Source organism: Hoskinsella mucinilytica, assembly GCF_045223415.1.
Lineage (GTDB): Bacteria > Bacillota_I > Bacilli_A > Erysipelotrichales > Erysipelotrichaceae > Hoskinsella > Hoskinsella mucinilytica.
Map to the genome: position 1 here is coordinate 1 of NZ_JBEQZJ010000032.1, position 21,807 is coordinate 21,807.

The window sequence follows — 21,807 nt, forward strand, 5'->3', positions numbered from 1 at the left end:
TAAAAAAACAGTGATGGTGTTACACCTAGTGTACAACTCATCACTGTTTTAATAATATTCATGTAACCACAATGGTTTTTTTACGATGGCAAATGCTTCTTTCGCTGTTTTCGCTTGGCTATGAAAGTATTTATGAAATAGTTCATAGTTATTGATACGAACCATCATAAAGCCTTGTTTCTTGGGAATCGCCAAAGGGAATATCTTTTCTAAATGCTCTTTTTCACTTACCTCTATGACGATTTCCTTATCTGGTTCACTGATTGCTCGAAGCATCCTCATAAGCGGTACACTTTCCAGATAAATTGCTTCCTTTACCTGAATCTCATCTTTTACGATTTTATAGATCAAATATCCACAAACACCTTGAATCGGATCTCGATACACGACCATACGTTTTTCTCTAAGCTCTAATTCTTCTAACAGACGTTCATAATACGTTACATCACGAAGATAATAGCCATCAAATTTAACGATAAAGCGACGATAGGCATGATATAACTGTTCAGCTGTTGCTTCCTTTTGTGTATGTAGACTACTAACTTTATTCAATTCTTCTGCTTTGATTGCATAATGTCTTCTTGCATAAATGGTTTCAAAGCCATATGGAGCATAAAGCTTTGGATTAAAGGCTTTGATAAAGGTAAAAAGATAATTGTGTCCTGTTTCATCCAATGCACTTTCCATTAGAACACGCATATGACCTCTTCTACGATAATCAGGTAAAGTACTGACACCAAGTAAATATGCAATCTTGACTTTTTTACCTGCAAATGCAATCACATGCTCATTGATTTGCATAGAACTGATGATTCGTTCATCTTGTTCTTGAATGAGACAGGTTCCTTGATCAAATAGTGATTTAAAATAAAATGTTAAATAACCTTGATTTTGATTAGGATAACTGGCTTTCCAAAGCTCATAAACCTGCGTCTTATCCTCTTTTTGCGCTTCTCTAATCATGAGCATCATCACTTTCGGTAGTTTCTGTATATTCTACGTCAATGATATCATCATCCATAGAGGAGCGATTGCTTGTATTGGTATAGCTACGAGAATCTTCATAATAGCCTTGTTCCTCATGTTCTCTATATTTATTGAATTTATGACGTGTATATAAAATATAAATGACTGCAGCCAATAAGAAAATTCCCACAAAGGTTAAAATGACCGGGGCAATTGCAATCAGTATCGCAATAATTCCAATGATAATAAGTAAGGTAATGATTGTTTCCATGATCCACCTGCTTTCTATTCCTCATTATACAGGAAACCTTATAAAATGTGAACAAAGAGAGTGATTTTCACTCTCTTTCATTAAAAAATTCTTTTTCCTGGACTCCCAATGCCATTGCAATGTTTTCCATGACCCGTAACGTGATATTTCGTTTTCCATGTTCGATTTCCGAAATATAATTTTGATGAAGGCCTGTTCGTTCAGCCAATTCTATCTGCGTAACACAACGTTCTTTTCTAAGGAATCTTAAATTTCTTCCAAAGCGGGCTTCAATACGCATTTCGTTTACTATAATGGTTCCTTTTTTCTGCTCTTGTTTCCTCAACTCCTTTTGCATAGCAGAGGAAGTCCCTATGTGATTTTTTTCCATAGAGCTCCCTTACCTTTCTATAGGTGTATTGTAACATAAAACAGAAAAATAAACAGTCTTTTTTTATACTTTTTTCTTCTTTTTTCGATACCAAAAAACAAGCAAAAAACTAACCCATATAACAAACAGAAAAAGAAAGAAAACTGGTGCGTTTTTCGCATGCTGTTTTTTCACTTCCTTTTTTTGAGGTTGTGCCATTACAGCAGTACTTTGTTGCGCTTGTTCCAGCTCTTTTTCATAAGTATACTCAGGATTTCGTATCTGAATATAAGCTTGTTGATCTTTTAATAACAGACTCTGTAGTAATTCATCATCTACAAACAAATATACCGGTAGCGGTTCACTGACTGCACTGGATGGATCAATTTCAACACGAATCTTGTCTGCTTTTGTTAATAAATCACATGTTTTATTCCAAGCTTCATCATCTTTCAGCTTGATATTAAACAAGGATATCTCAACATTTTCATTTTGAAGCTTTAATACAATTTCATTTTGTTTGCATGAAACAAGTTCACCATGATAGGTAGTAGCATGCAAAAAAGGAAAAAGCGCTAATAATACAAGGAGTTTTTTCATAAGATTCACCCTTCTTATTCTGCGCTTTTCTTTTCATTTTATACTTTGCCTCGATATTGCTGAGCAAGTTCTTTGATTTTTGCTAAACGATGTTTCATTCCGGATTTAGATATCGTTTCACCATACTCTTCTTCACAAAAGTCACATAGTTCTAATAGACTTGCTTCAGGTAACTCTTTTCTGGCATTCACAACATGTTGTAATTTCTCTGGCAATGATTCGATCCCTTGATAATTTTCGATCCATTGGATATCCTCTAATTGTTTTTTTCCTGCTGCCATACTTTTCATCTCATTGGCTAGTTCACAATTATCCAAACGTGTTAAAGAATTCATAAAATCTCGTTGTATTCTGCTATCTTCAAAAGTGAACAAGGCGTCGCTTGCCCCGATACAACGTAAAAAATCACCGATCTTATCGCTCGCCTTCAAATAAACAACTTCTTGATTTCTTCGTTTGATATATTTGGCAGGCATATCAAAGCGTAACATAAGCTTTTGAATAAACTTTGCCAAAGAAAGTTCATTGGTACTGATCTCTAAATGATAATTACTTTTATTTGGTGAATTTACACTTCCACCTGCTAAGAATGCACCTGCTAAATAAGCTCTTGCACAACATTCCTTACGAACCATTTTAGCACTTGGATGTTCTTGTAGTCCTTGATCGGTCAATAACTCTAAATCTCTTAGTATTTCCATAGCTTTGTTTTTGACACGAATAACATAAACATTGTTTTTCTTTAGCTTCATTTTTTTCAATACAGATAATTGTGTTTCTACTTGATAGGCTTCTTTTAGCATCTTCCAAACACGCTTTGCTGTATTCGCATTTTCACTTTGCACGGTAATTTGCATGCCTTCACTTGTGAAATTTATGGTAGCACACATTTGAATCAATGCCGTTAATTCTGCTTTCAAACAGCATGGGCGTAGCTCATTGGCCGCTATTTCTGCTTTTACTTCTGTTGTAAATGACATGTTCTCAATCCTTATCTATAAATTCCTGTATGACATCTCGTATCTTATTTGAATCATGACGAATCAAATCGTCTTCAAAGGACAAAACGTCCCGATATACAATTTGATACGGATGTTCTTCCATGATTACTTTCACCGGTTTACTTCCCATAGCATCATATTTTTCAAGCAATTTTTCACTTGCTTTGTTATTATGGGTAATTACGACATCGATTGCTTCCGGATAGCTATGCTTTAAAATCGCCTGTACATGATCTTCCAAAGAAAAATGATCTGTTTCTCCGGGTTGCGTCATGGCATTACAAAAATAAACTTTCTTCGCTTTATTGTTTTTTACTTCTTGTGCGATACCATTCACGATCAAATTCGGCATGATCGAGGTATATAAACTACCGATTCCATAAACGATCAGATCCGCTTCATGAATCGCCTGTAAAGCCTCTCGTGTCGGTTCTACTTTCTTTTCGTAAAATACATGGTCTATTCGATTATTAAATGCCGGTATATTGCTTTCACCACGAACGATGGTGCCCTCTTCCATCATCGCATATAGCGTGATGATATCCAAAGAAGAAGGTATGATTTCCCCCTTTACATTTAAAAACTTAGAAAAGGTACGAATCGCCTCCATAAAGCTTCCGGTTGTCTGTGTCAATGCAGTCAATATCAAATTACCAAGATTATGACCACCTACATCGCTATCCTCTCCGTCAAAACGAAAATTCATCAAACTTGTAAAAATCGTTTCTTCTTCAGCCATAGCACACATTACATTTCTGACATCTCCCATAGCGGGTATATGAAACTGGCGACGGATCCTTCCTGTACTCCCTCCATCATCAGCTACTGTAACGATTGCACTCAGATTGATATCTTGTATCTGTTTCAATCCTCGCATCATCACAGAAAGACCGGTCCCTCCTCCGATTACTACAACATTCTTCATTTTATTAGCCCACTTTCTTATCTCTGTGTGATTTATAACAATGATATTGATCTTTATAATGATCATAAAGCCAGTTTGTTACTGACACACTTCGATGATGGCCACCAGTACATCCTATTCCAATCGTTAGATGATTCTTTTTTTCATTCTTATATTGAACAAACATATAATCCAAAAAGATCTTTAATTGGCGAATAAATTCCTTTGTCTGATCAAAACTCATGACATATTCATATACAGGCGCATCATCACCGGTCTGATTTTTCAGCTCCTCTATATAATATGGGTTTGGAAGAAACCTGACATCAAAAATAAGGTCAGCATCCAAAGGAACACCGTGTTTATAACCAAATGATACAAATGAGATAGAAAATACCTCATGACTATTCAAAGACAATTTTTCCATTAAAACGGTTTTCAGCTCCTGTTGTGAAAGCTTTGTGGTATCAATATGCAAAACAGCACGTTCATTCAAAGCATCAAACATATCACGCTCTACTTCAATTGCTTCTTCCAAGGTATTGGCTTTCTTAAACAACATCATCGGATGGTGTCTTCTTGTAAACTTATAGCGTAACAACAACTTATCATTGCTTGCATCAAGAAATACAACACGCACATTGACATCGATATTTTCAAAATACTGTAAAAAGCGTGGATAATCTAATGCAGTGGTCGCAAGTGCAATATTGGTATATCTTGGATCCGGCTTAGAATTGATAATTTCTCCAAGCGAATCAATCAACTGAACCGGAAAGTTATCGATACAATGATATCCCATATCTTCTAAAATTCCCATTGCCGTTGTTTTTCCAGCACCAGACATTCCAGTTATCAGTACTACATTTTGTTCGTTCATAAGGATCACCTCACCTTAAGTTTACCACATGCTCGGCTTACGTGCTAGATATAATGCAATCTCTTGATAAAACTTTGTCCAATTCCTTATGAGCATGCTCATTGAATTCAAAAGAAAAAGTCAGATTGCTCTGACTAATCAAACTGAAGAATATAAATTTTATATATATCTTGATTCTTATGTAAAGCTTCCATTTGATAAACTGTTGCAGGAACACCATCGATCTCTATTTGTACAAATTGATGATGAGAAGTAGTGATACTAGCCAATTCCAAAGGTGTTTCATGCCCTCTAACTCGCTCATTTCTAGTAAGATGCAAAAGTCTAGCTGCAGCATGATTTCTATAAACGATTCTTTTATCCTTACAAATTAAAATCGGTGCATCCACATCATTTAATATCTCTTCTGGATCAACTTTTGTATTGGTGGCTAACATAGGGATATCATCGATCTTATGTTTCGCACAATCACGTTCCTTTACCATCAACTCATTAAACTCTGTAAAAGGAACCGGTTTGGAAAAGATATATCCCTGACCATAATCACATCCTAATTCCAGTAATAACAATTCTTGGCGTTTTGTTTCCACACCCTCAGCAACGATTTTTAAATGTAATTGTTTTGCTAAATTGATCACGAATTTCAAAAGGATCTGTTCTCGACTTTTTTCTTTGTTATTTAAAAACCGCATATCCAGTTTTAACACATCAATAGGTAACTCCGTTAACATATTCAATGAAGAATATCCTGCCCCGAAATCATCCATTTCAACGATGAATCCAAAATCTCTTAGATCATCAACTACTCGAATCACTTGTAGATTATCTTTTGTATAGGCAGATTCAGTAATTTCCAAATGAAGATAGGTTACAGGTATATCATATTGTTTCACCAAGTTTTTCAAAATAGACAATAAATCCGGATGATATACATCCATACGTGATACATTCACAGATATAGCAACCGGCTCTATGCCCTCATTCATCCAATGGCGAATATATTGACATGCGACTTCCCATACATACATATCCAATTCTGTAATAAATCCATTCTTTTCAAATAAAGGAATAAACATCGCCGGTGATAATAAACCTTCTTGTGGATGTTTCCACCTCACCAACGCTTCAGCCCCAATAATGTTTTGATCTCTTAGAACATATTTAGGTTGAAGATACACTTGAAATTCCCCATTTTTCAATGATTCTTTCATCGTACCTGTTAAAAACTGTTCTCTTAACATTTCTTTTCGAATAGAATCATCATAGTACGCATAGTATTTCCCATATTTTCCTTTGATGGAATTGATGGCTAGCTTTGCTCGATCAAACATAACATCAATGGATACATTCGTATCTTCTACTTGATAGATACCATAACGTACGATCACCTCTTGGTGAAATTGTTTTAATTCATAAGCAATATTACCAAAAAACTCATCCAAATCGGTATTTCTTTCCATAAAAATCCCAAAGTGATCTGCATTCAAACGGCCACAAAATGCTCCATCCTTTAAATTTTTACTAATTGCTCTGGCCATGATCTTTAACAACTGATCTCCCATTCTTGGTCCATATAAATCATTGATAATTTTAAACTTTTCGATATTGGCATAAATCATATCATATGACTTATTTTCAGTTAAAGATAAGACACGTTCACATTTATGATAAAAAAACTCTTTATTATAAATTTGTGTTAATTTATCTTTTTCAATCGAATTGACGAAAGCTGCATTTTCACGATAATTGATCAAATTAATAAGACGGTGTTGTATGATTGCCGGTTTATAGGGCTTTGTAAGAAAATCAGATGCCCCTTTTAATAACGCAGTAATTTCAGAATCATCACTATCCTGTGTTGTTGTTACAATAATCGGAAGCAAATAGAAACGAGAATCTTTTCGTACGATTTCCAAAAACTCATAACCATCCATAACCGGCATCACGATATCCAATAATACTGCCGAAATCGCTACATATTCCTGATTTAGATAATCCAAAGCTTCTTTCCCATTTTCTGCTTCTATAATTTGATAATCATCCTCCAAAATACTTGCAAGTATGCTTCGATTGATCTCATTGTCATCTACCACCAGTACTTTGCGTTTCATACCCTTTACTCCTGTCAGCATATCTTTTACCTATTTTCCTTTTTTACGTTATCGCATTACCTATAGTATATCTTAAAATCAAGGATAAGACAATAAGGTCATAAATGAAAATCGTCATAAAATCATCATACGTTTTAATTATCCATTTGGGTTTTATTGGTATTAATGTACAATTTTTCTTTGTTTTCTTATTTTATATAAAAAAAGGTCTTGAAAGATCACTCTGGTTTTCTTTATTATATCTGATAAACTATTTTGCTCATTCCAATATGTGCCTTCCATTCGATACGTGTCTTTCGTCATATATAAAGCTTATTCTATTCTCTCGATTTCAATGGTCCATAGAAATAGCTTGCTGTTGCCCCACCATCAATCAGAACATCTGTACCAGTGATAAACGCTCCTTTATCACTCATAAGCAATTCTGCTACATTTGCAATCTCATCCGCTGTACCCGGGCGCCCTGCCGGACATTTGGCAAACATATTTTGATAGAAATCTCCACGTGGACCATGAAATTCATCTATCGCAAGAGGTGTTACCACAATACCTGGCGAAATAGAATTGATACGAGCACCATGGTTTCCCCATTTCACAGCTTCAGCCATAACTCGTTTTTCATTACAACGCTTTGCCATTTGATAGGCATGAAGAGTATCTTTGATATTCTTAGGTTGAAGCATATCAAGTTTCAATAATTCCTCTGTGGGTGTTTCCGCAAGTAATGCATCTTGTTGCGCTGTCAATTGTTCCATACGATGTCCCGACTGACTGGAAATCGTAACACCTACACCATCTGAGGCAATTACTTTCCCTACTTCTTCCAATAATACAGCAGTCCCATAAAGGTCAACCTTTAGAATAGTTTCAATGGAAGCTTGACTTGGAGAAACACCGGCAACATTGATAAGCATGTGAATATCACCATATGTTTTCGCCTCTGTGATCATCGCAAGAATAGAATCACGATTTGATAAATCCATTTCTACGGCTGTTACATCAAAACCGGCATCCTTCATTATCTTTGCGACCATTGCCGCATTCTTCAAGCTTTTATCGCCTATGACGATTTTCATCCCATATCCCATTCTACGAGCAATTGCCATACCTATCTGACCTGCTCCGGTTAATATCATTACTTTTCTCATTTTTTATTTTCCTCACTTATCCTTTAACTACTTCATCTTTTCTGTTTAGATTACTTACATCTATCTTCATTAAAAACCAAAATTATCCATTATCCAGTTCTCTATTGTTTTATCACAGTCTTTCACACTACCTCCACGAATTGGTAGTCCTTTCTTTAAAATTGCAGATGGACAACTATTTTTGATATCCTCTTCACTATGTCCCATGCCACTTCCTTCATGTGTACAAAATGGCCTGATTGTTTTTCCTGCAATATCAATACTTTCAAGAAACGTACATACAGCCATTGGCATGGTCCCCCACCAATTGGGATAACCAAGATAAATAATATCGTATTTAGAAATATCGGGAAGTTCACCAATCAATGCAGGACGTGCAATCGCTTGTAGTTCTTGCTTTGCTTCCTTTGTGCATTCTTGATAATCCTTAGAATAAGGGTGAATCGGCTTAATTTCAAAAAGATCTCCATTGGTGATTACTGCAATTTTTTTTGCAACAAGCTCGGTATTCCCTGTTGAAAGATTCATAATTTTTCCATTCACATAGTTATTTCCCTTACGTGAAAAATACGCAACTAACGTTTTCATTTGTAATTCGCATCCTTTCCATATGTTCATTATCATTATAGAAATCATCAAGCTAAGGAGCAATTTCCATTTTGAATGGCTTTGATAAGTTATACTTATATGAAAAAAAGTCGAACATCTATAATTAATCATGTTCAACTCATTGTTATTTTTTCGTTATCTCAATAATTTTTGCAAGGTATTCGCAAATTCTTCGATATAATAGTTTGTATATTTTTTTAACCAGAATGCACATATTGTTCGTCTAAGTGGTTGATCTCCACGATAAAGAGGAATACGTTTGATATTAGGAATGACAGGAGGTAACATACCAACATTTTCAAGAGGGAGGAATCCTCGATTCCCTAGCACCATCAATCGACCTTCTTCTAGATTTTCCGCAAACAGAAAATTGCCACCAAATCCAAGTGTGTTTTGATAATATGCAGACTCTTCCTTTTGCTGTTTCGGCGTTGTGATCAAGATACAAGGGGTTCGTTTAAGCTCATTCAGTGTCAAATGCTCTTTTCCACTTAAATGATTTTGAGTTGAGATTTCCACAAAGCTATCACATTCTAATAAAATCTTATTTTCATAATCATCAGAAAATGCCCTACGTTGATCACTGAGAATCATATCAACATCTTTAAAACGAAGCAAATGATAAAGCTCCTCATGTGTTCCTGCAACGATATCAATTGAAATTTCAGGATACAACTTTGAAAATTGAGCAAGTGCTACATGTAATACCTGTCCACTATAATTTTTCAAATAACCAATACGTAAACGACTTTCATCATTCTGTTGGATCCGTATTGTTTCATGTTTGATTTCTTCTACTTCATCAAGAAGAACTTTACTTTGTCGGTAAAAGTATTCCCCTGCAGGTGTAAGCGAAAAATGCCTATGTTCTCTATGAAGCAACATAACACCAAGCTCTTTTTCCAATGCTTGTATTTGTTGAGAAATAGCTGATTGAGATATATAGCACTGCTCAGCTGCTTCCGTAAAGCTATTGCAGTCTACTACAGCTACAAAATAGATCATCTGTTGTAATAGCACAAGTAATCCCTCCTCATCCTACTATAAGAATTTAATGTCGATATCTACTTGATGCCTTATGTGTCTGATAAAATCTTTCCTTATCTTCATACATTTTTTCATCAGCGAATAAGATAGTATCCTTTATAGACCAGCAAGTTTCGCTCCACTGCTCACCGATTGCAGCTTCACAGTCATTTTCATTTAGATCTTCTTTTAATTTCTTTATCGTGTTTTGTAATCCTACGTTATCTATACTTAAACAAATAACAACAAACTCATCTCCGCCTACACGATAGAAATTTCCATCTTTTATGCTATTTCGAATGATTTGAGCACACTTTATCAATAAGGCATCTCCTGCATCATGCCCATAATGATCATTAACTTCTTTCAAACCATTCAAATCTATGAATATGACTCCAACTGGATCATCCTTATGAGCAAATTCATCGATATCTTGAATATAACGATTCCGATTATAAAAACCTGTAAGAGTATCTATATAGCTTAACTCATAAAGCGCTTTTTCATCCTCATTTCTACGAATTGCTAACATAATAAAGTAACTGAGCGTACGTAAAAATTTCTTGGCATTCGCAAATTCTTCAAGTTTTAAATCATCTAATCCTATCATACCACCAAAATTTTCATACTGTTCAAACGGTGTTAATATCAATCGATTAATTTTTTGACTTGTAAGTAATTCATATTCTGCTTGCCTATCACCTTTTAACTCTTCTACATCTTTTATGACAATATTTAATTGTTCATCATATAATTGAAACCACCATTTATAATCTTTTCTTGGTAGATGTTGTAGATTCTCAATTTGAGGAACAACACCTTTATTACACCATTCAGCTATATTTGACATCTCATCATTTTCCATATAGAAAACATAAGCACGTTCGGCTTCAAATAATTCGCCTATTAATTTCAATATATGATTCATTGCGTCAACCGTTTGATGATTCTGATATAATTCACGAATACATTGCACTAGAATATTATCTCTTTTGATACGGTTTTCTAATTCATTTTTCTTTACTAAATTTTCTGTGATATCAAAAGCAATTTCCATTCGTACGATACGTTTTTCCCAATCAACCAAACGATCTTTTAATAAGTAGTGCCTATTTACAACTGTATTTGTATGTTCCCATGTATAAGTTTCATCAAATGATAATTTTGCGTTAGAACAAAACTCACATGGTTTATCAAGACCATGAATCATTTTATAACATTTCTGCCCTTTATAATGATCAATATGAAACAACTTCTTACCAGCATCATTGATAAACAGTAGCTCATAAGTATTCACATCAGCGATATACATCAATTCGGTCATTTCATTGATAGGCACAAGTAATTGTTGAGTTTGTTTTGCTAATTCTTCGCTTCTTTTTCTATTACTTTCTTCAATTTCAACTATCTTTTTCTTCCGTTTTTGCTGACTATAAATAAATATCGATGATAACACCACTACAAATATAAATGCCAAAACAACAACGATCATAAGTTCTCTTGAATGTTTAACAGCATTCTCTGTATATATCTCTGCAATGTGTACTGCTTCGTTTGCGAGTACGAAATATTGTTCACTTAATTCATATAAACGATCACTATTTCCACCATTGCGAAACTTTGTGATTTCATCTTTTAATCCTTGCCAATCAATCTCCATTTCTTTTAAAATCGATTGATATTCATCTTGCTTGATAGGAATGATATTTTTATCTTTATCTCCATGAATCAACCCCGATAAAATATCATCTAAATCCGTTATTAATGTATCATCAGAATCATACATCAACTCCTGCTTTATCAATCGCTGAGTTCCTCCTCGTATGATCCCGGTATAATTGATGACTCGAGCATTACCCTGGAGGTCAGCATTAGAGTTCATAAATAAAACACCTATAAAAATCATCGCTGAACTTAAGAGTATCGCTATGAAACAGACCATTTTATTCATTGAAATTATTTTTTTCATCATGATCCCCCTGACTGTTTGATCTTATATTTATCATTTTATCATATTATGCATTTATTGTAATTGTTTTTGATTTTAATACTTGATTTTATAGAATGATTCCATCAAATAGAGAAAAACATCTTAAGTTTTACTCATAACCTATCTTATTTATTTCGTATTTTCCTTTCAATCTTCACAGAAATTATCATAATCTTTATTCTGGTTATTAACGAGATGATTGACTATTTGAGAATTTCATTGATTAAATAAACAAAAAAAGTGTTATTTATAATCATAGAAAACTTGAAACCTCATATTTTCTTTATTTTACTATTGATTGATGTATAACCTAAATAAAAGTAATACATGACTTTAATATCTTATACTCTAGTATCCATTTTATGTTATTGTATATTCAAATTCTTTTTTTGTATTTGAATCACATAAAAGAAACTGCCTTTTCAGACAGCATATCGACATTATTATAAGTTTTCGTATCTTTCTTAACACATTACTGATCCAAATATCATATGTGAATCATCTAGCATTAAAATTATATTCTAATTTATTTGTATGAAAGATATACTTCTACTCAAACATATTATGAATGACGTTGCATGGGTTACCTACTGATATAGTATTAGCTGGAATATCTTTTGTTACTACACTTCCTGCACCAATAACGGCATGGTCTCCTATCGTGATTCCCGCCAATATAACAACACTACCACCGATCCAGACATCATTTCCTATTTGTACTGGCTTTCCATACTCTTTATTCTCTCTTCTTTCTACATAGTTTAATGAATGACAAGCTGTATATATTTGTGTATTAGGACCAATTAAGGTATGGTCTCCTATGATAATAGGACATACATCAAGAAAGACGCAGTTAAAATTTATCATTACATCTTTTCCAAGATGAATATTGTATCCATAATCACAATAAAATGGTGGTTTGATCCAAAAATTCCCTGATGTATTCATAAGCTTTTTTATTAGTCCGTTTCGCATATTTATCTCATGAAATGTCTTACTATTATATTTAGCAAGGATTCTGCTTGCTTTATCTCGATCTAAAACCAGTTGAGGAGACACAGGATTATATTCAAGACCTTTTATCATTTTCTCTTTCTCTGTCATAAATCAACCTTCCTTTTAGCATTTGAGATGAAAAATACCAAAACATATTTCATCATCAGAAAACAAGATGATAAACAATTGGTACTAAAAAGACCATAATGATTCCCACTAGAACTACGACAATAACTTTTTTAAAATCTTTTTTTTTGCTGTTTTGTCATACTTTGATAGCTTTCCATAAATATCTCCTCTATTCATTTTAAATTCTGACCATATTCTGTTTCTTCTTGTGTTACTTTCTTAAACACATTATAACATGTCTTTCACAATGAAATAAAGAAAATCATCCATATTTAAAACTGTATCATATCTTACAATAAGTTTAATTTGCGGATGCTATAATACAAAAAGGGATCATAACTATTTGTTGATTTATCCCACGATAAAAAAAGAAGGAGAAAAAGAATGAAAAAGATGAAGAAAATATCAATCATGTTTATCGCTATGATGATGTTTGTTACGATGTCTATACAGAAAACATATGCATCTGATGTTACTTTTGAAATGGATGGTCTTACTTACAAGATCATTGATGAAATGAATGTGAGTGTCGTAGACGCTGATAAAACAAAAACTTCCTACGATATACCTCAAACAATTGTATATCATGATGTATCGTATACCGTTGTAAGTTTAGGAAATCGCTTGTTTTATGAAGATGAAAAAACGCCTGCTGCTTTAACTTCGATTACCCTTCCTGAGACGATTACAACGATTGATTCAGGAGCATTTCAAAACTGCCAAAAGTTAACTTCCATTAGAATTCCAAATAAAGTAAAAGTAATTGAAAGCAAAACATTTCAAGACTGTATCCGTTTAAATGATGTACAACTTCCCAATCAATTAACAAGTATCAAGGAAAACGCTTTTCAACATTGTGTTAGTTTGGATTCCTTAGATATTCCGGAAAGCGTTAAACAAATCGCAAATAACGTTTTTATTGACTGTACAGGTCTTAAATCTATTGTGATTCCAAAAAATGTTGAGTATTTAGGTGCTTCAGCATTCTGGTACTGTGATAATTTGGAATCGATAACACTGCCAAATAAGATTACAAAGATTGAAAATAATGTAGTTAAATATACTTCAAGTCTTTCAAAGATCATGGTGATAACTGATACAAAAGATGAAGTAGTGAATCCTCAACTTATAGCAGCACTAGACAACAAAACAAAAAAGCCTCAAATCTATCGTGGTGTAACAAGTATTGAAGCAAAACAAACTACAATTGATGCAAAACGTAATCAAACATTAGACCTAGATTCTTACTTTGATAAAACATTAGAAGTGTATGATGAAAATCTTCAATTATCATCAACAATGAGCATCCCTTTAGAATATCAAAATGTTGAATATCAATTGATAGGGCCTCATTCAGATAAAACACAGATATCCGGAAATCAAATAAACATAGGCGATGATGAAGCAACTTTCATTCAAATTCAAGCAAATTTAAATAGTCATAGTGACATTTTAACAGTGAATGTTCCTACTATTAAAATAACCGGTATTGAGCTTATCGAAAAGCCGAAAAAAACATCTTATATAGAAGGTGAACACTTTAATCCTGATGGGTTAATAGTAAAGATTCATTACAATGATGGAAGTTATCAGATCATTGCTTATGATCAAGATACAAAAACAGACTTTTCTTTCTCTCAACAGATGCCTTTAAAACCGACAGATAATAAAATCATGATCAAATATGCGGGATATTCAATTGAATTAGATATTGAGGTTCAAACAAAAGACATCATTCATGTTGATACTGAAGAAGATAAAGAAACAAATCAAGCAGATTCAGAAAATAAACCGCAAAAAGAACCTGTTAATACAGATACAATAAACAAAACTTTAGAAACCGGTGATCGAACCATGATCTTTGAATTTACACTTCTTATGATCGTCAGTGGAGCAATCATATTGATTATAATGAAAAAACGAAGAATGGAAAATTAAGAAGAATGCGTTTCTTCTTTTTTTTTCTGAGTCTATCTTACTGTATTCGAATGTTCAACTAACGTATTGGGATATAAATATCCATTTCAGATTCAGGATGATGATATCCTAAAAATCGTTCATCTTGAAGTTCAAATGTTTCTCTTGTATCTATTTCTTCTTTTGTTGTAAGAAGCCACGTACCCCATATGTAGTCAATAGTTTGATTGAGCGTTTCTAAACTTCCATGGTGAGTAAATACTGCATATTTTCCTCCTTGTATCACTTTTTGTACAAAAGGAGCAACGACATCTTGAAAAGAATGGACTTCAATACCAATCACTTCATAACATTTCATATCTTCATTTGCTAAAAAATGAATATCTTCCTGATAAGGCTCATATACGCCAATCTTACGTTGATGAGAAGATAAATCAGGATATTGATTCAGAACCATTGAAAACTCTTCCCATAATTCTCTGATACTTTCTGGTTTTAATTCTGTTTCTTTTCGTAAGCCCATCACTTTGATTTCCGGTATTTCTATTATGCTGGGGTGTACAGTTACATGATTGAATAAATGATTCATAACATTATGATTTAAACATTCTTTACTAGAAACAAATGTATGAACACGATTTTTACGATAGTTTATAGGACTTATCTTATATGCCATTTTAAAAGCACGACTAAATGCTTCAGCAGATTCAAAATTATGTTTCATTGCGATATCAATGATTTTATCATCTGAATAAAGAAGTTGAAAAGCAGCATTTGCTAATCGACGCTTTTTAATATAATTTCCAACACTTTCACCTAAAATGGCATTGAATTGTCTATTCAAATGAAAGTAGGAATAACCTGCATAATGTGCTACATCCTCTACCTTTATATCTTCTTGTAAATGGCTTTCTATATAAAGAATAGCCTGTTCTAATGCTTTTTGATAATTCATTCTTCTTGGTTTCCTCTCTATCGTATCTGCCAATCTAATAAACCCTTCTCTACATCATCAAACATTATTTGAATATCGTAAACATCGGATAGGATTGGTTGAGAAATATCATATAGTTTCCATGTATTTTCTATTCTTCCTCCCCAACAGATTTCTATAGTTCCATCAGCAGGAGATAGGATCATACTTTTTGTTGTACCAAAGCTTTGTGCATAATTATGAAAGCAAAGACCTTGTGGATATTTTGATAATAACATCGTTTTTATTTCGGATCTTGTTATTGTTTGCTTATCTTTTAATTCATGCTCGATATACTGATATCGCCCTATACTGTGAGAAAATGCTTGTTTTTCCAAATGAAGAAATTCCAGTAATACGGTATGATTGGTAGCATGTAACATTTTTTCTTTATTATGTGAATCAATTTGACGATAAGCAATACGACCATTCATGGTTTGTACAAGTGCTGCATGATCTGTTTTATCTAATAAAATCATATTCATATTAAATACGATCGGCATTTCTTTTAAATAAGATAACGCTTCTTTTACAGTTTTACAATTTTCTAAAAGTGCACGAACAACAACCCAATATTGCAATCCTAAGAATTGTGGCTTTTGCATATGAGGTAAATTAACGACCGGTAATCCACAGGAACTTATCGTCACAGCAAGTCCGTGTTCATTAAAACCATCATCACGTCCAAATTGTAACATAGAAGTACCTATATGTGTATATTTCCCTTTTACTTCCGTTCTCATTAGAGAAAAATCTTCAAGTTCATTTGAGAATTCATAATTACGAGCTAATATCGGCTTATTTTCATCTGTCTTACCAGAAAGAAGAGCGATATGGCTACAACATGGTTTATAACTGATCATTTGATAGAAAAATAAAGATTCTAAATTCATTTGTAATGCTTCAGCAAATCCTTGTATTTCTTGTGTAAGCCCAGGACACCAACGATCAAGTAATACATTGATTTCTTTAATTTGTTCTTTATCAACAGTTGTTTTAACGATATATTTGGCTTTTAAGCGCTCATCATTCGCAACCATCTTTCCTAACAGATATCCGATTTCATAGTTGCTTCCACTTAAATTTAATACCCGAATCTGCTGTGTTAACATGATAAACCCTCCTAATCTTATATCCTTATCAAGGATATCTTAACATTCCTTAGAAAGATCTTCATGATATTTTCTGCTTTTCTATAGAATAAGACGTTGGTTGTTCGTATCTTATAAAGCATTTTTCAGACATTTAGTTTCCTCAATTTGCTTGATCCTTACTTTGACCATGTATTCCATAAAAGGTAGATCTTCCATCTGTGGATTATCAAATCTAAAGGTACAATTGCATACTGCATGAAATAATCTACCAAAGATCAGTTTAGACTTACCACCTTCACAAGCACCACAATAACAGCATTCATCTACCTTTTTCCACCCCACTTGTTTCAGTGAATTGTTGACTGATTGATCCTTTAGATACATTGAACGGATATGCTCTGACCATACCGTCCAACGATTATGAGGTTCTTGTGGATCTTGAATAGCAATAAAACAAACACACTCCTGATTATATTTCATTATAAAGTATATTTTATCTTTCCAATATCCTTCATCTCTTATAAATTCTAAGTTATTTTCTCGTAGAAATTTCACAAACTCAATTGCGATCAGTTGATCCTTACCATCCAATTCTTCACTTATGAGTTCTTCCATGGTTTTTTGCATTTTATGATCCTCCATAAACTTGAGATTTTCTAATGACTACTGGTATCCAATGACTTTAACCATCTATTTAATCATTTTAACATCCTTTTCTATTCACATCAATTTGTAGGATCTATTTCATAAGAAAAAAAGCAGATGAGGTCCGTTCATTTGCTTCTTTATTACTAAACTTTATAAAGGAATAAACGACAAGCAACAAGCTCGATGAGAAATGTCACTGTAAAGCCAATGGTGATATCGCTTAAAAAATGAGCCCCCATAAAGATACGAGAGATACCAATACCAAAAGCGAATATGACACCTATCCAAAACAGCATAGTTTCTTTTCCTCTTCCTTTTTCATTTAACATCGGTAATACACTGATCAATAGCATACAAGTAGCACATCCAGTATGATCTCAAGGAAAAGATTTGAATTCTTCTGATGTTATTCCCATTGCCATTAATGTTCCGCCAATGGACATCACAATGGTTGCTGGATATTGTCCATAGGCTGCACATAATTGACCCAATAAAAATTCACCATGATATACAGTACTGGATAATTGAAAATCGAAACAAGAACCAAACAATAAACAAATACATAAGATCCCCAATACAATGAATACATTGCGCTTCGTAAAACCTGTTTTCTTTATCATAACTCACCTTTTTTTAAGCTCTTTTTGCAAGGTATAATGATAGAAAGCACCAATCAAATTAGAATCATTAAAATGAGCACAGACATCTACTTGTGCATGTGGTATTGAAAAAGGAATATCAAATATCTGCCCTGTTTCACTGTCAATATTTCCCGGCATACCATCCATTAACGCATACTTAATCATGGTTCCACCTACATCAATGACTAATTTATGTTTCATATTCATCTCCTATTTACTGTGTTCTAAAATGAAGTTTCCCATTTCTTGAATACAATCTTCACATTGTGGATACACTCCGGTATTGTCAAAGAAGGCATGTCCAAAACCTTTATATAATACAACTTTTGTTTCTACGCCTGCTTTATGCATTTTTGCTGCATATCCTAAAGTTTCGATTTTTAAGAAATCATGTTCTCCTACAGTGAGAAAGGTAGAGGGATTCTTTGATGGATCAAACGAATATGGATTTAGATATACATTTTGTACATCCTTTGTTTTCAAGATATCTTCTAAACCATTACTCATATCAGCGAACATCCCAATCATCTTTTTCAATCCCTTACGTTGTTTGCTTGTTGTTTCGAATTGATCCATACTTGGATGATAGTAGGCATCTTCCACTCTTGCCATATTCAAAGTCGGATATAACAGCAATTGCCCTTTTACCATATGCGATCCATCTTCGATATCACGAGTCGTGCAATATTGGGTTAAATTTCCACCGGCACTATCTCCACCAACAAAGATATTTGTTGCATCTCCATGAAGTTCTTGGGCATGTTCATATACCCATTTTAATACTGTATAACAATCTTGATGTCCAATAGGATAAGGATGTTCCGGTGCCAACCGATAATCAACTGATACCGCACATATATTTGTATTCGCAACTAATAATTTCACTGATTCTTCTACAACATCCGGGGAGCCTCCAAAGAAACCACCGCCATGAATATAATATAGAATTGGTGCATTTTCTTGATTGTCTTCTTTATGATAAATACGTATTGGAATATCGTAACCATCCTGTGCACTTACTGTTTTATGTTCAATGATGATCGTTTCTTCTACTGTTGGAATACTTTTGATACCATTAAACATTTCTCTTAATTTTCCGATTCCTTTTTCTGATACATCCATTTTCATCATCCCAGATGGAACAAGTGCCATCATCTTTAACTGTTTTTTCATATCTTGATAAAGACGAGGATCCATAGCCCCAGGTTCATCACAATCGGGAAGATTTTTCACTAGCACATCACATCCCATATACTTTATTTTTGTTTCTTTTTCTTTTAACGCCTGTAATAAAGATACATCATACTTTCTTGTCATATTATTTCCTCCGTGTTAAATTAAGCGCTTACAACACTTATTAAAAAAAATACATGTAAGCTATTTCTTACATGTATCATTTTAGCATGATCATATTTGACAATGTTGTCATTCCTTAATCGATAAAATGTCATTTTTTGATATCGTTCTCATTCTTCCTTCACAGAAGAAATATGTTTCCGATATTGAAGCGGTGTCATCTCATAGGCTTCTTTAAACTGCGTAATAAATGATTTTACATTCGAAAATCCATGGGTCAATGCAATTTGTTGAATCGTATGATCACTCTTCACTACATCAGGATAGGCTTTATAAATACGATAATTGTTTAGATAAGTTTTGAAGTGAACATGAAAATCTTTATAGAATGTTCTACTGAAATGTTCCATGCTCATATGAAATTGTTTTGACATCGTTTCCAAGGATAGATCTTCATGATAGTGTTCTTCAATATAATCCAAAACATGGCGCTGACGAGTATGAATATGCTTATATCTATTACGCATTTCTATATCATCCACAACATCATATGTCACTAGGATATATACAATTTCATACAATAAAGCATTGATTTTTAAATAATCATTCGGTTGAGGATGTAAAGTACGCTGTTTTAATTCTTCATAAATTTCCAATAGACGTTGTTTGGATTTTTCACTTTTATGTATATCAAAACAAACATTTTCTATATCGGGATATATCTTCTTAAGAAAATCATAGGAAAGGATGACCATCATCACCCTACTATCTTCTATATTTTCCGCATGCATTTCGTGGACAAAGCCACTATTGATCAGCATGAATTCACCCGTCTGTATCCTTTGTTCTTCTTCATTGATCAATAAGGAAATACTTCCATTTTCCACTAATGATAATTCAATGCTACGATGCCAATGCCCAGGAATATATGGAGATCGTAAAAGATAATCAGTAGATTTCATCGTTTCTTTTGAGAAATAATAAATCAAAGCCGGTACTTGCGCATCGATGTTTACTTTTTCATATCTATGTTCCATTCAAAGCATCCCTTTCCTGTAGGTTCATTATACAACAATTTCTTATCTTAATGTTATACGCAATTTTTGAACTGCTTTTCTAATAAGAAGATGCTCTGTTCACAATCCAAAGAAAACCCGGTACGCAATAGGTTTTGTCGAATCGCAAAATTATGAATATCGATATCTCCGATCAACTTATGAATATTATGGCGCCATGCCATATCTATTGCTTTATTTAGCAGAACTGTGCTGTATTGTCTTCCTTGAACATTAGGATGGACACCGATGAATCCAATCCCACCAATATCATCTAACAATCTGGTCACACTAATGAAACCTATTGCTTCTTTTTCAATCAACAACACCTGAAATAATGCTTCACTTTCTTCATCCTCTAACAATTCATTTGCCAGTTGTTGTACTGTAGGGTACAACCCCAGCAATTGTTGCTCTCTTTGTATGCTGACATCCAGTGTTGTTGCATTTGCAGCCACCATCAGTTCCAATAAAGCCTTATGAGAAAGCTGCTTAGCCGGTATAAAACAATAGGATGTTTGCGCTATTTCTCTTGTTTTCACCGTATAGCTCTCTCGTTTGAATTCTAATGGAAACCATTGCTTCAATGCGTGATAAACAAGGGCATGATGATGCTTATCAGAATACAGATCGATTCTCCATTCTTTGCTACGATCCAGATGATCTACGATATCCTTTACAAAATCATCTGCTTCCTTTTGCGATATTTCTTCTAGTGTGAGATAAGCGATATAAGCTCTTTTTGTGTCAATTACAGCTCTTGCTACCACCTTTTCATCACAAATCATTACATAGCACTGTTTCAACGACAGTGTCTGATTTTGCAGTTCTCTTTGTAGCGAACGATTTTGTTCCTCACTACTGGCAACCATAGAGCACATAGAGCCTGCATACTTCTCTTTACAAATTTCTGTTTTCATGTTGTTATGTCCTTCCCTTATTTTGTAAACCTGTCTTATTGGGAAAGAAAAAAGCATCCAAGGGGATGCCCAGAATGCACAATTAATAAACACGGCAGTCTGTATCTTTCCTCAGTAACTGAATTTGAATTGTTTTCATACAGACCACCTGCCTTTCTGATCCTATAGGATACCCTTTGGGTATGTCATAAATATACCATATAAGTCTTAGATTTTAAAGTTATTTTTGAATATGCACTATTCATTTTTATTAGATTCATAATTAGTACTAGATGATAGATGA

Annotated in this window: 22 protein-coding genes and 1 pseudogene; 1 reads left to right on the top strand and 22 read right to left on the bottom strand. The window is 33.6% G+C overall.

Annotated elements, in window-relative coordinates; all coding sequences use genetic code 11:
- Positions 1-48 precede the first annotated feature (48 nt).
- From UGRO018_RS12145 to UGRO018_RS12205, 13 genes are all read right to left on the bottom strand, one after another.
- Positions 49-963 carry a GNAT family N-acetyltransferase gene (locus UGRO018_RS12145; protein WP_416326758.1) on the bottom strand — a complete coding sequence of 305 codons (915 nt, stop codon included), beginning with the start codon at positions 961-963 and terminating at the stop codon, positions 49-51.
- Positions 956-1,237 (bottom strand): hypothetical protein, encoded by a 282-nt coding sequence (locus tag UGRO018_RS12150; RefSeq protein ID WP_416326759.1) that lies wholly within the window; start codon positions 1,235-1,237, stop codon positions 956-958. The genes UGRO018_RS12145 and UGRO018_RS12150 overlap by 8 nt, the downstream gene beginning before the upstream one ends.
- Before the next feature lie 67 nt (positions 1,238-1,304).
- The gene (locus UGRO018_RS12155) at positions 1,305-1,607 is read right to left on the bottom strand and encodes a helix-turn-helix domain-containing protein (RefSeq protein WP_416326760.1); all 303 of its coding nucleotides are present in this window, start codon (positions 1,605-1,607) and stop codon (positions 1,305-1,307) included.
- Positions 1,608-1,670: 63 nt separating this feature from the next.
- Positions 1,671-2,186, bottom strand: coding sequence for a nuclease (locus tag UGRO018_RS12160; RefSeq protein WP_416326761.1), 516 nt, complete (start codon positions 2,184-2,186; stop codon positions 1,671-1,673).
- A gap of 38 nt (positions 2,187-2,224) precedes the next feature.
- Positions 2,225-3,166, bottom strand: coding sequence for a DNA-binding protein WhiA (gene whiA / locus UGRO018_RS12165; protein ID WP_416326762.1), 942 nt, complete (start codon positions 3,164-3,166; stop codon positions 2,225-2,227).
- Between the two features lie 4 nt (positions 3,167-3,170).
- Positions 3,171-4,112 carry a gluconeogenesis factor YvcK family protein gene (locus tag UGRO018_RS12170; RefSeq protein ID WP_416326763.1) on the bottom strand — a complete coding sequence of 314 codons (942 nt, stop codon included), beginning with the start codon at positions 4,110-4,112 and terminating at the stop codon, positions 3,171-3,173.
- 4 nt (positions 4,113-4,116) lie between these two features.
- A complete protein-coding gene (rapZ, locus tag UGRO018_RS12175) occupies positions 4,117-4,971 on the bottom strand; it encodes an RNase adapter RapZ (protein ID WP_416326764.1) in 855 nt (284 codons plus the stop codon).
- Positions 4,972-5,105: 134 nt separating this feature from the next.
- Positions 5,106-7,082 (bottom strand): two-component system response regulator, encoded by a 1,977-nt coding sequence (locus tag UGRO018_RS12180; RefSeq protein WP_416326765.1) that lies wholly within the window; start codon positions 7,080-7,082, stop codon positions 5,106-5,108.
- A gap of 317 nt (positions 7,083-7,399) precedes the next feature.
- Entirely contained in the window at positions 7,400-8,230 is an 831-nt protein-coding gene (locus UGRO018_RS12185) for an SDR family oxidoreductase (protein WP_416326766.1), read from the bottom strand.
- 69 nt (positions 8,231-8,299) lie between these two features.
- Positions 8,300-8,818, bottom strand: coding sequence for a flavodoxin (locus tag UGRO018_RS12190; protein ID WP_416326767.1), 519 nt, complete (start codon positions 8,816-8,818; stop codon positions 8,300-8,302).
- 156 nt (positions 8,819-8,974) lie between these two features.
- Positions 8,975-9,859 (bottom strand): LysR family transcriptional regulator, encoded by an 885-nt coding sequence (locus tag UGRO018_RS12195; RefSeq protein WP_416326768.1) that lies wholly within the window; start codon positions 9,857-9,859, stop codon positions 8,975-8,977.
- Between the two features lie 31 nt (positions 9,860-9,890).
- Positions 9,891-11,834: a sensor domain-containing diguanylate cyclase gene (locus UGRO018_RS12200; RefSeq protein WP_416326769.1), complete on the bottom strand. Its 1,944-nt coding sequence runs from the start codon at positions 11,832-11,834 to the stop codon at positions 9,891-9,893.
- 570 nt (positions 11,835-12,404) lie between these two features.
- Positions 12,405-12,959, bottom strand: coding sequence for a sugar O-acetyltransferase (locus UGRO018_RS12205; protein ID WP_416326770.1), 555 nt, complete (start codon positions 12,957-12,959; stop codon positions 12,405-12,407).
- 405 nt (positions 12,960-13,364) lie between these two features.
- Between UGRO018_RS12205 and UGRO018_RS12210 the strand changes: the two genes are divergently transcribed.
- Complete coding sequence (locus tag UGRO018_RS12210) at positions 13,365-14,918, top strand: leucine-rich repeat domain-containing protein (RefSeq protein WP_416326771.1); 1,554 nt, start codon at positions 13,365-13,367, stop codon at positions 14,916-14,918.
- A gap of 58 nt (positions 14,919-14,976) precedes the next feature.
- Here UGRO018_RS12210 and UGRO018_RS12215 read toward each other — a convergent pair whose 3' ends face one another.
- The 9 genes and pseudogenes from UGRO018_RS12215 to UGRO018_RS12255 all read right to left on the bottom strand — a co-directional run bounded on the left by UGRO018_RS12215 (position 14,977) and on the right by UGRO018_RS12255 (position 21,524).
- Positions 14,977-15,852: an AraC family transcriptional regulator gene (locus UGRO018_RS12215; RefSeq protein ID WP_416326772.1), complete on the bottom strand. Its 876-nt coding sequence runs from the start codon at positions 15,850-15,852 to the stop codon at positions 14,977-14,979.
- A gap of 17 nt (positions 15,853-15,869) precedes the next feature.
- Entirely contained in the window at positions 15,870-16,982 is a 1,113-nt protein-coding gene (locus UGRO018_RS12220) for a C45 family autoproteolytic acyltransferase/hydolase (protein WP_416326773.1), read from the bottom strand.
- Between the two features lie 111 nt (positions 16,983-17,093).
- Entirely contained in the window at positions 17,094-17,591 is a 498-nt protein-coding gene (locus UGRO018_RS12225; RefSeq protein ID WP_416326774.1) for a hypothetical protein, read from the bottom strand.
- 164 nt (positions 17,592-17,755) lie between these two features.
- Positions 17,756-17,974: pseudogene (locus UGRO018_RS12230) on the bottom strand (phosphatase PAP2 family protein); the annotation flags it as partial.
- A 15-nt stretch (positions 17,975-17,989) separates the two neighbouring features.
- On the bottom strand, positions 17,990-18,232 hold the full coding sequence (locus tag UGRO018_RS12235; RefSeq protein ID WP_416326775.1) for a hypothetical protein: 243 nt from the start codon (positions 18,230-18,232) through the stop codon (positions 17,990-17,992).
- 3 nt (positions 18,233-18,235) lie between these two features.
- Positions 18,236-18,454, bottom strand: a complete 219-nt coding sequence (locus UGRO018_RS12240; protein WP_416326776.1) for a hypothetical protein — start codon at positions 18,452-18,454, stop codon at positions 18,236-18,238.
- A gap of 9 nt (positions 18,455-18,463) precedes the next feature.
- Positions 18,464-19,570: an alpha/beta hydrolase gene (locus UGRO018_RS12245; protein ID WP_416326777.1), complete on the bottom strand. Its 1,107-nt coding sequence runs from the start codon at positions 19,568-19,570 to the stop codon at positions 18,464-18,466.
- Between the two features lie 149 nt (positions 19,571-19,719).
- Positions 19,720-20,586, bottom strand: coding sequence for an AraC family transcriptional regulator (locus UGRO018_RS12250; protein ID WP_416326778.1), 867 nt, complete (start codon positions 20,584-20,586; stop codon positions 19,720-19,722).
- A 53-nt stretch (positions 20,587-20,639) separates the two neighbouring features.
- Positions 20,640-21,524, bottom strand: a complete 885-nt coding sequence (locus UGRO018_RS12255) for a GNAT family N-acetyltransferase (RefSeq protein ID WP_416326779.1) — start codon at positions 21,522-21,524, stop codon at positions 20,640-20,642.
- Between the last annotated feature and the right edge of the window lie 283 nt (positions 21,525-21,807).

Bases quoted from the DNA above. Each gene is read 5' to 3' on its own strand.
- UGRO018_RS12200 (WP_416326769.1), bottom strand. From the start codon at position 11,834: ATGAAAAAAATAATTTCAATGAATAAAATGGTCTGTTTCATAGCGATA.
- UGRO018_RS12225 (WP_416326774.1), bottom strand. From the start codon at position 17,591: ATGCAAAAAACCATGGAAGAACTCATAAGTGAAGAATTGGATGGTAAG.
- UGRO018_RS12235 (WP_416326775.1), bottom strand. From the start codon at position 18,232: ATGATAAAGAAAACAGGTTTTACGAAGCGCAATGTATTCATTGTATTG.
- UGRO018_RS12190 (WP_416326767.1), bottom strand. From the start codon at position 8,818: ATGAAAACGTTAGTTGCGTATTTTTCACGTAAGGGAAATAACTATGTG.
- UGRO018_RS12145 (WP_416326758.1), bottom strand. From the start codon at position 963: ATGATTAGAGAAGCGCAAAAAGAGGATAAGACGCAGGTTTATGAGCTT.
- whiA (WP_416326762.1), bottom strand. From the start codon at position 3,166: ATGTCATTTACAACAGAAGTAAAAGCAGAAATAGCGGCCAATGAGCTA.
- UGRO018_RS12240 (WP_416326776.1), bottom strand. From the start codon at position 18,454: ATGAAACATAAATTAGTCATTGATGTAGGTGGAACCATGATTAAGTAT.
- UGRO018_RS12205 (WP_416326770.1), bottom strand. From the start codon at position 12,959: ATGACAGAGAAAGAGAAAATGATAAAAGGTCTTGAATATAATCCTGTG.
- UGRO018_RS12220 (WP_416326773.1), bottom strand. From the start codon at position 16,982: ATGTTAACACAGCAGATTCGGGTATTAAATTTAAGTGGAAGCAACTAT.
- UGRO018_RS12180 (WP_416326765.1), bottom strand. From the start codon at position 7,082: ATGAAACGCAAAGTACTGGTGGTAGATGACAATGAGATCAATCGAAGC.
- UGRO018_RS12155 (WP_416326760.1), bottom strand. From the start codon at position 1,607: ATGGAAAAAAATCACATAGGGACTTCCTCTGCTATGCAAAAGGAGTTG.
- UGRO018_RS12170 (WP_416326763.1), bottom strand. From the start codon at position 4,112: ATGAAGAATGTTGTAGTAATCGGAGGAGGGACCGGTCTTTCTGTGATG.
- rapZ (WP_416326764.1), bottom strand. From the start codon at position 4,971: ATGAACGAACAAAATGTAGTACTGATAACTGGAATGTCTGGTGCTGGA.
- UGRO018_RS12150 (WP_416326759.1), bottom strand. From the start codon at position 1,237: ATGGAAACAATCATTACCTTACTTATTATCATTGGAATTATTGCGATA.
- UGRO018_RS12245 (WP_416326777.1), bottom strand. From the start codon at position 19,570: ATGACAAGAAAGTATGATGTATCTTTATTACAGGCGTTAAAAGAAAAA.
- UGRO018_RS12250 (WP_416326778.1), bottom strand. From the start codon at position 20,586: ATGGAACATAGATATGAAAAAGTAAACATCGATGCGCAAGTACCGGCT.
- UGRO018_RS12210 (WP_416326771.1), top strand. From the start codon at position 13,365: ATGAAAAAGATGAAGAAAATATCAATCATGTTTATCGCTATGATGATG.
- UGRO018_RS12185 (WP_416326766.1), bottom strand. From the start codon at position 8,230: ATGAGAAAAGTAATGATATTAACCGGAGCAGGTCAGATAGGTATGGCA.
- UGRO018_RS12255 (WP_416326779.1), bottom strand. From the start codon at position 21,524: ATGAAAACAGAAATTTGTAAAGAGAAGTATGCAGGCTCTATGTGCTCT.
- UGRO018_RS12160 (WP_416326761.1), bottom strand. From the start codon at position 2,186: ATGAAAAAACTCCTTGTATTATTAGCGCTTTTTCCTTTTTTGCATGCT.
- UGRO018_RS12215 (WP_416326772.1), bottom strand. From the start codon at position 15,852: ATGAATTATCAAAAAGCATTAGAACAGGCTATTCTTTATATAGAAAGC.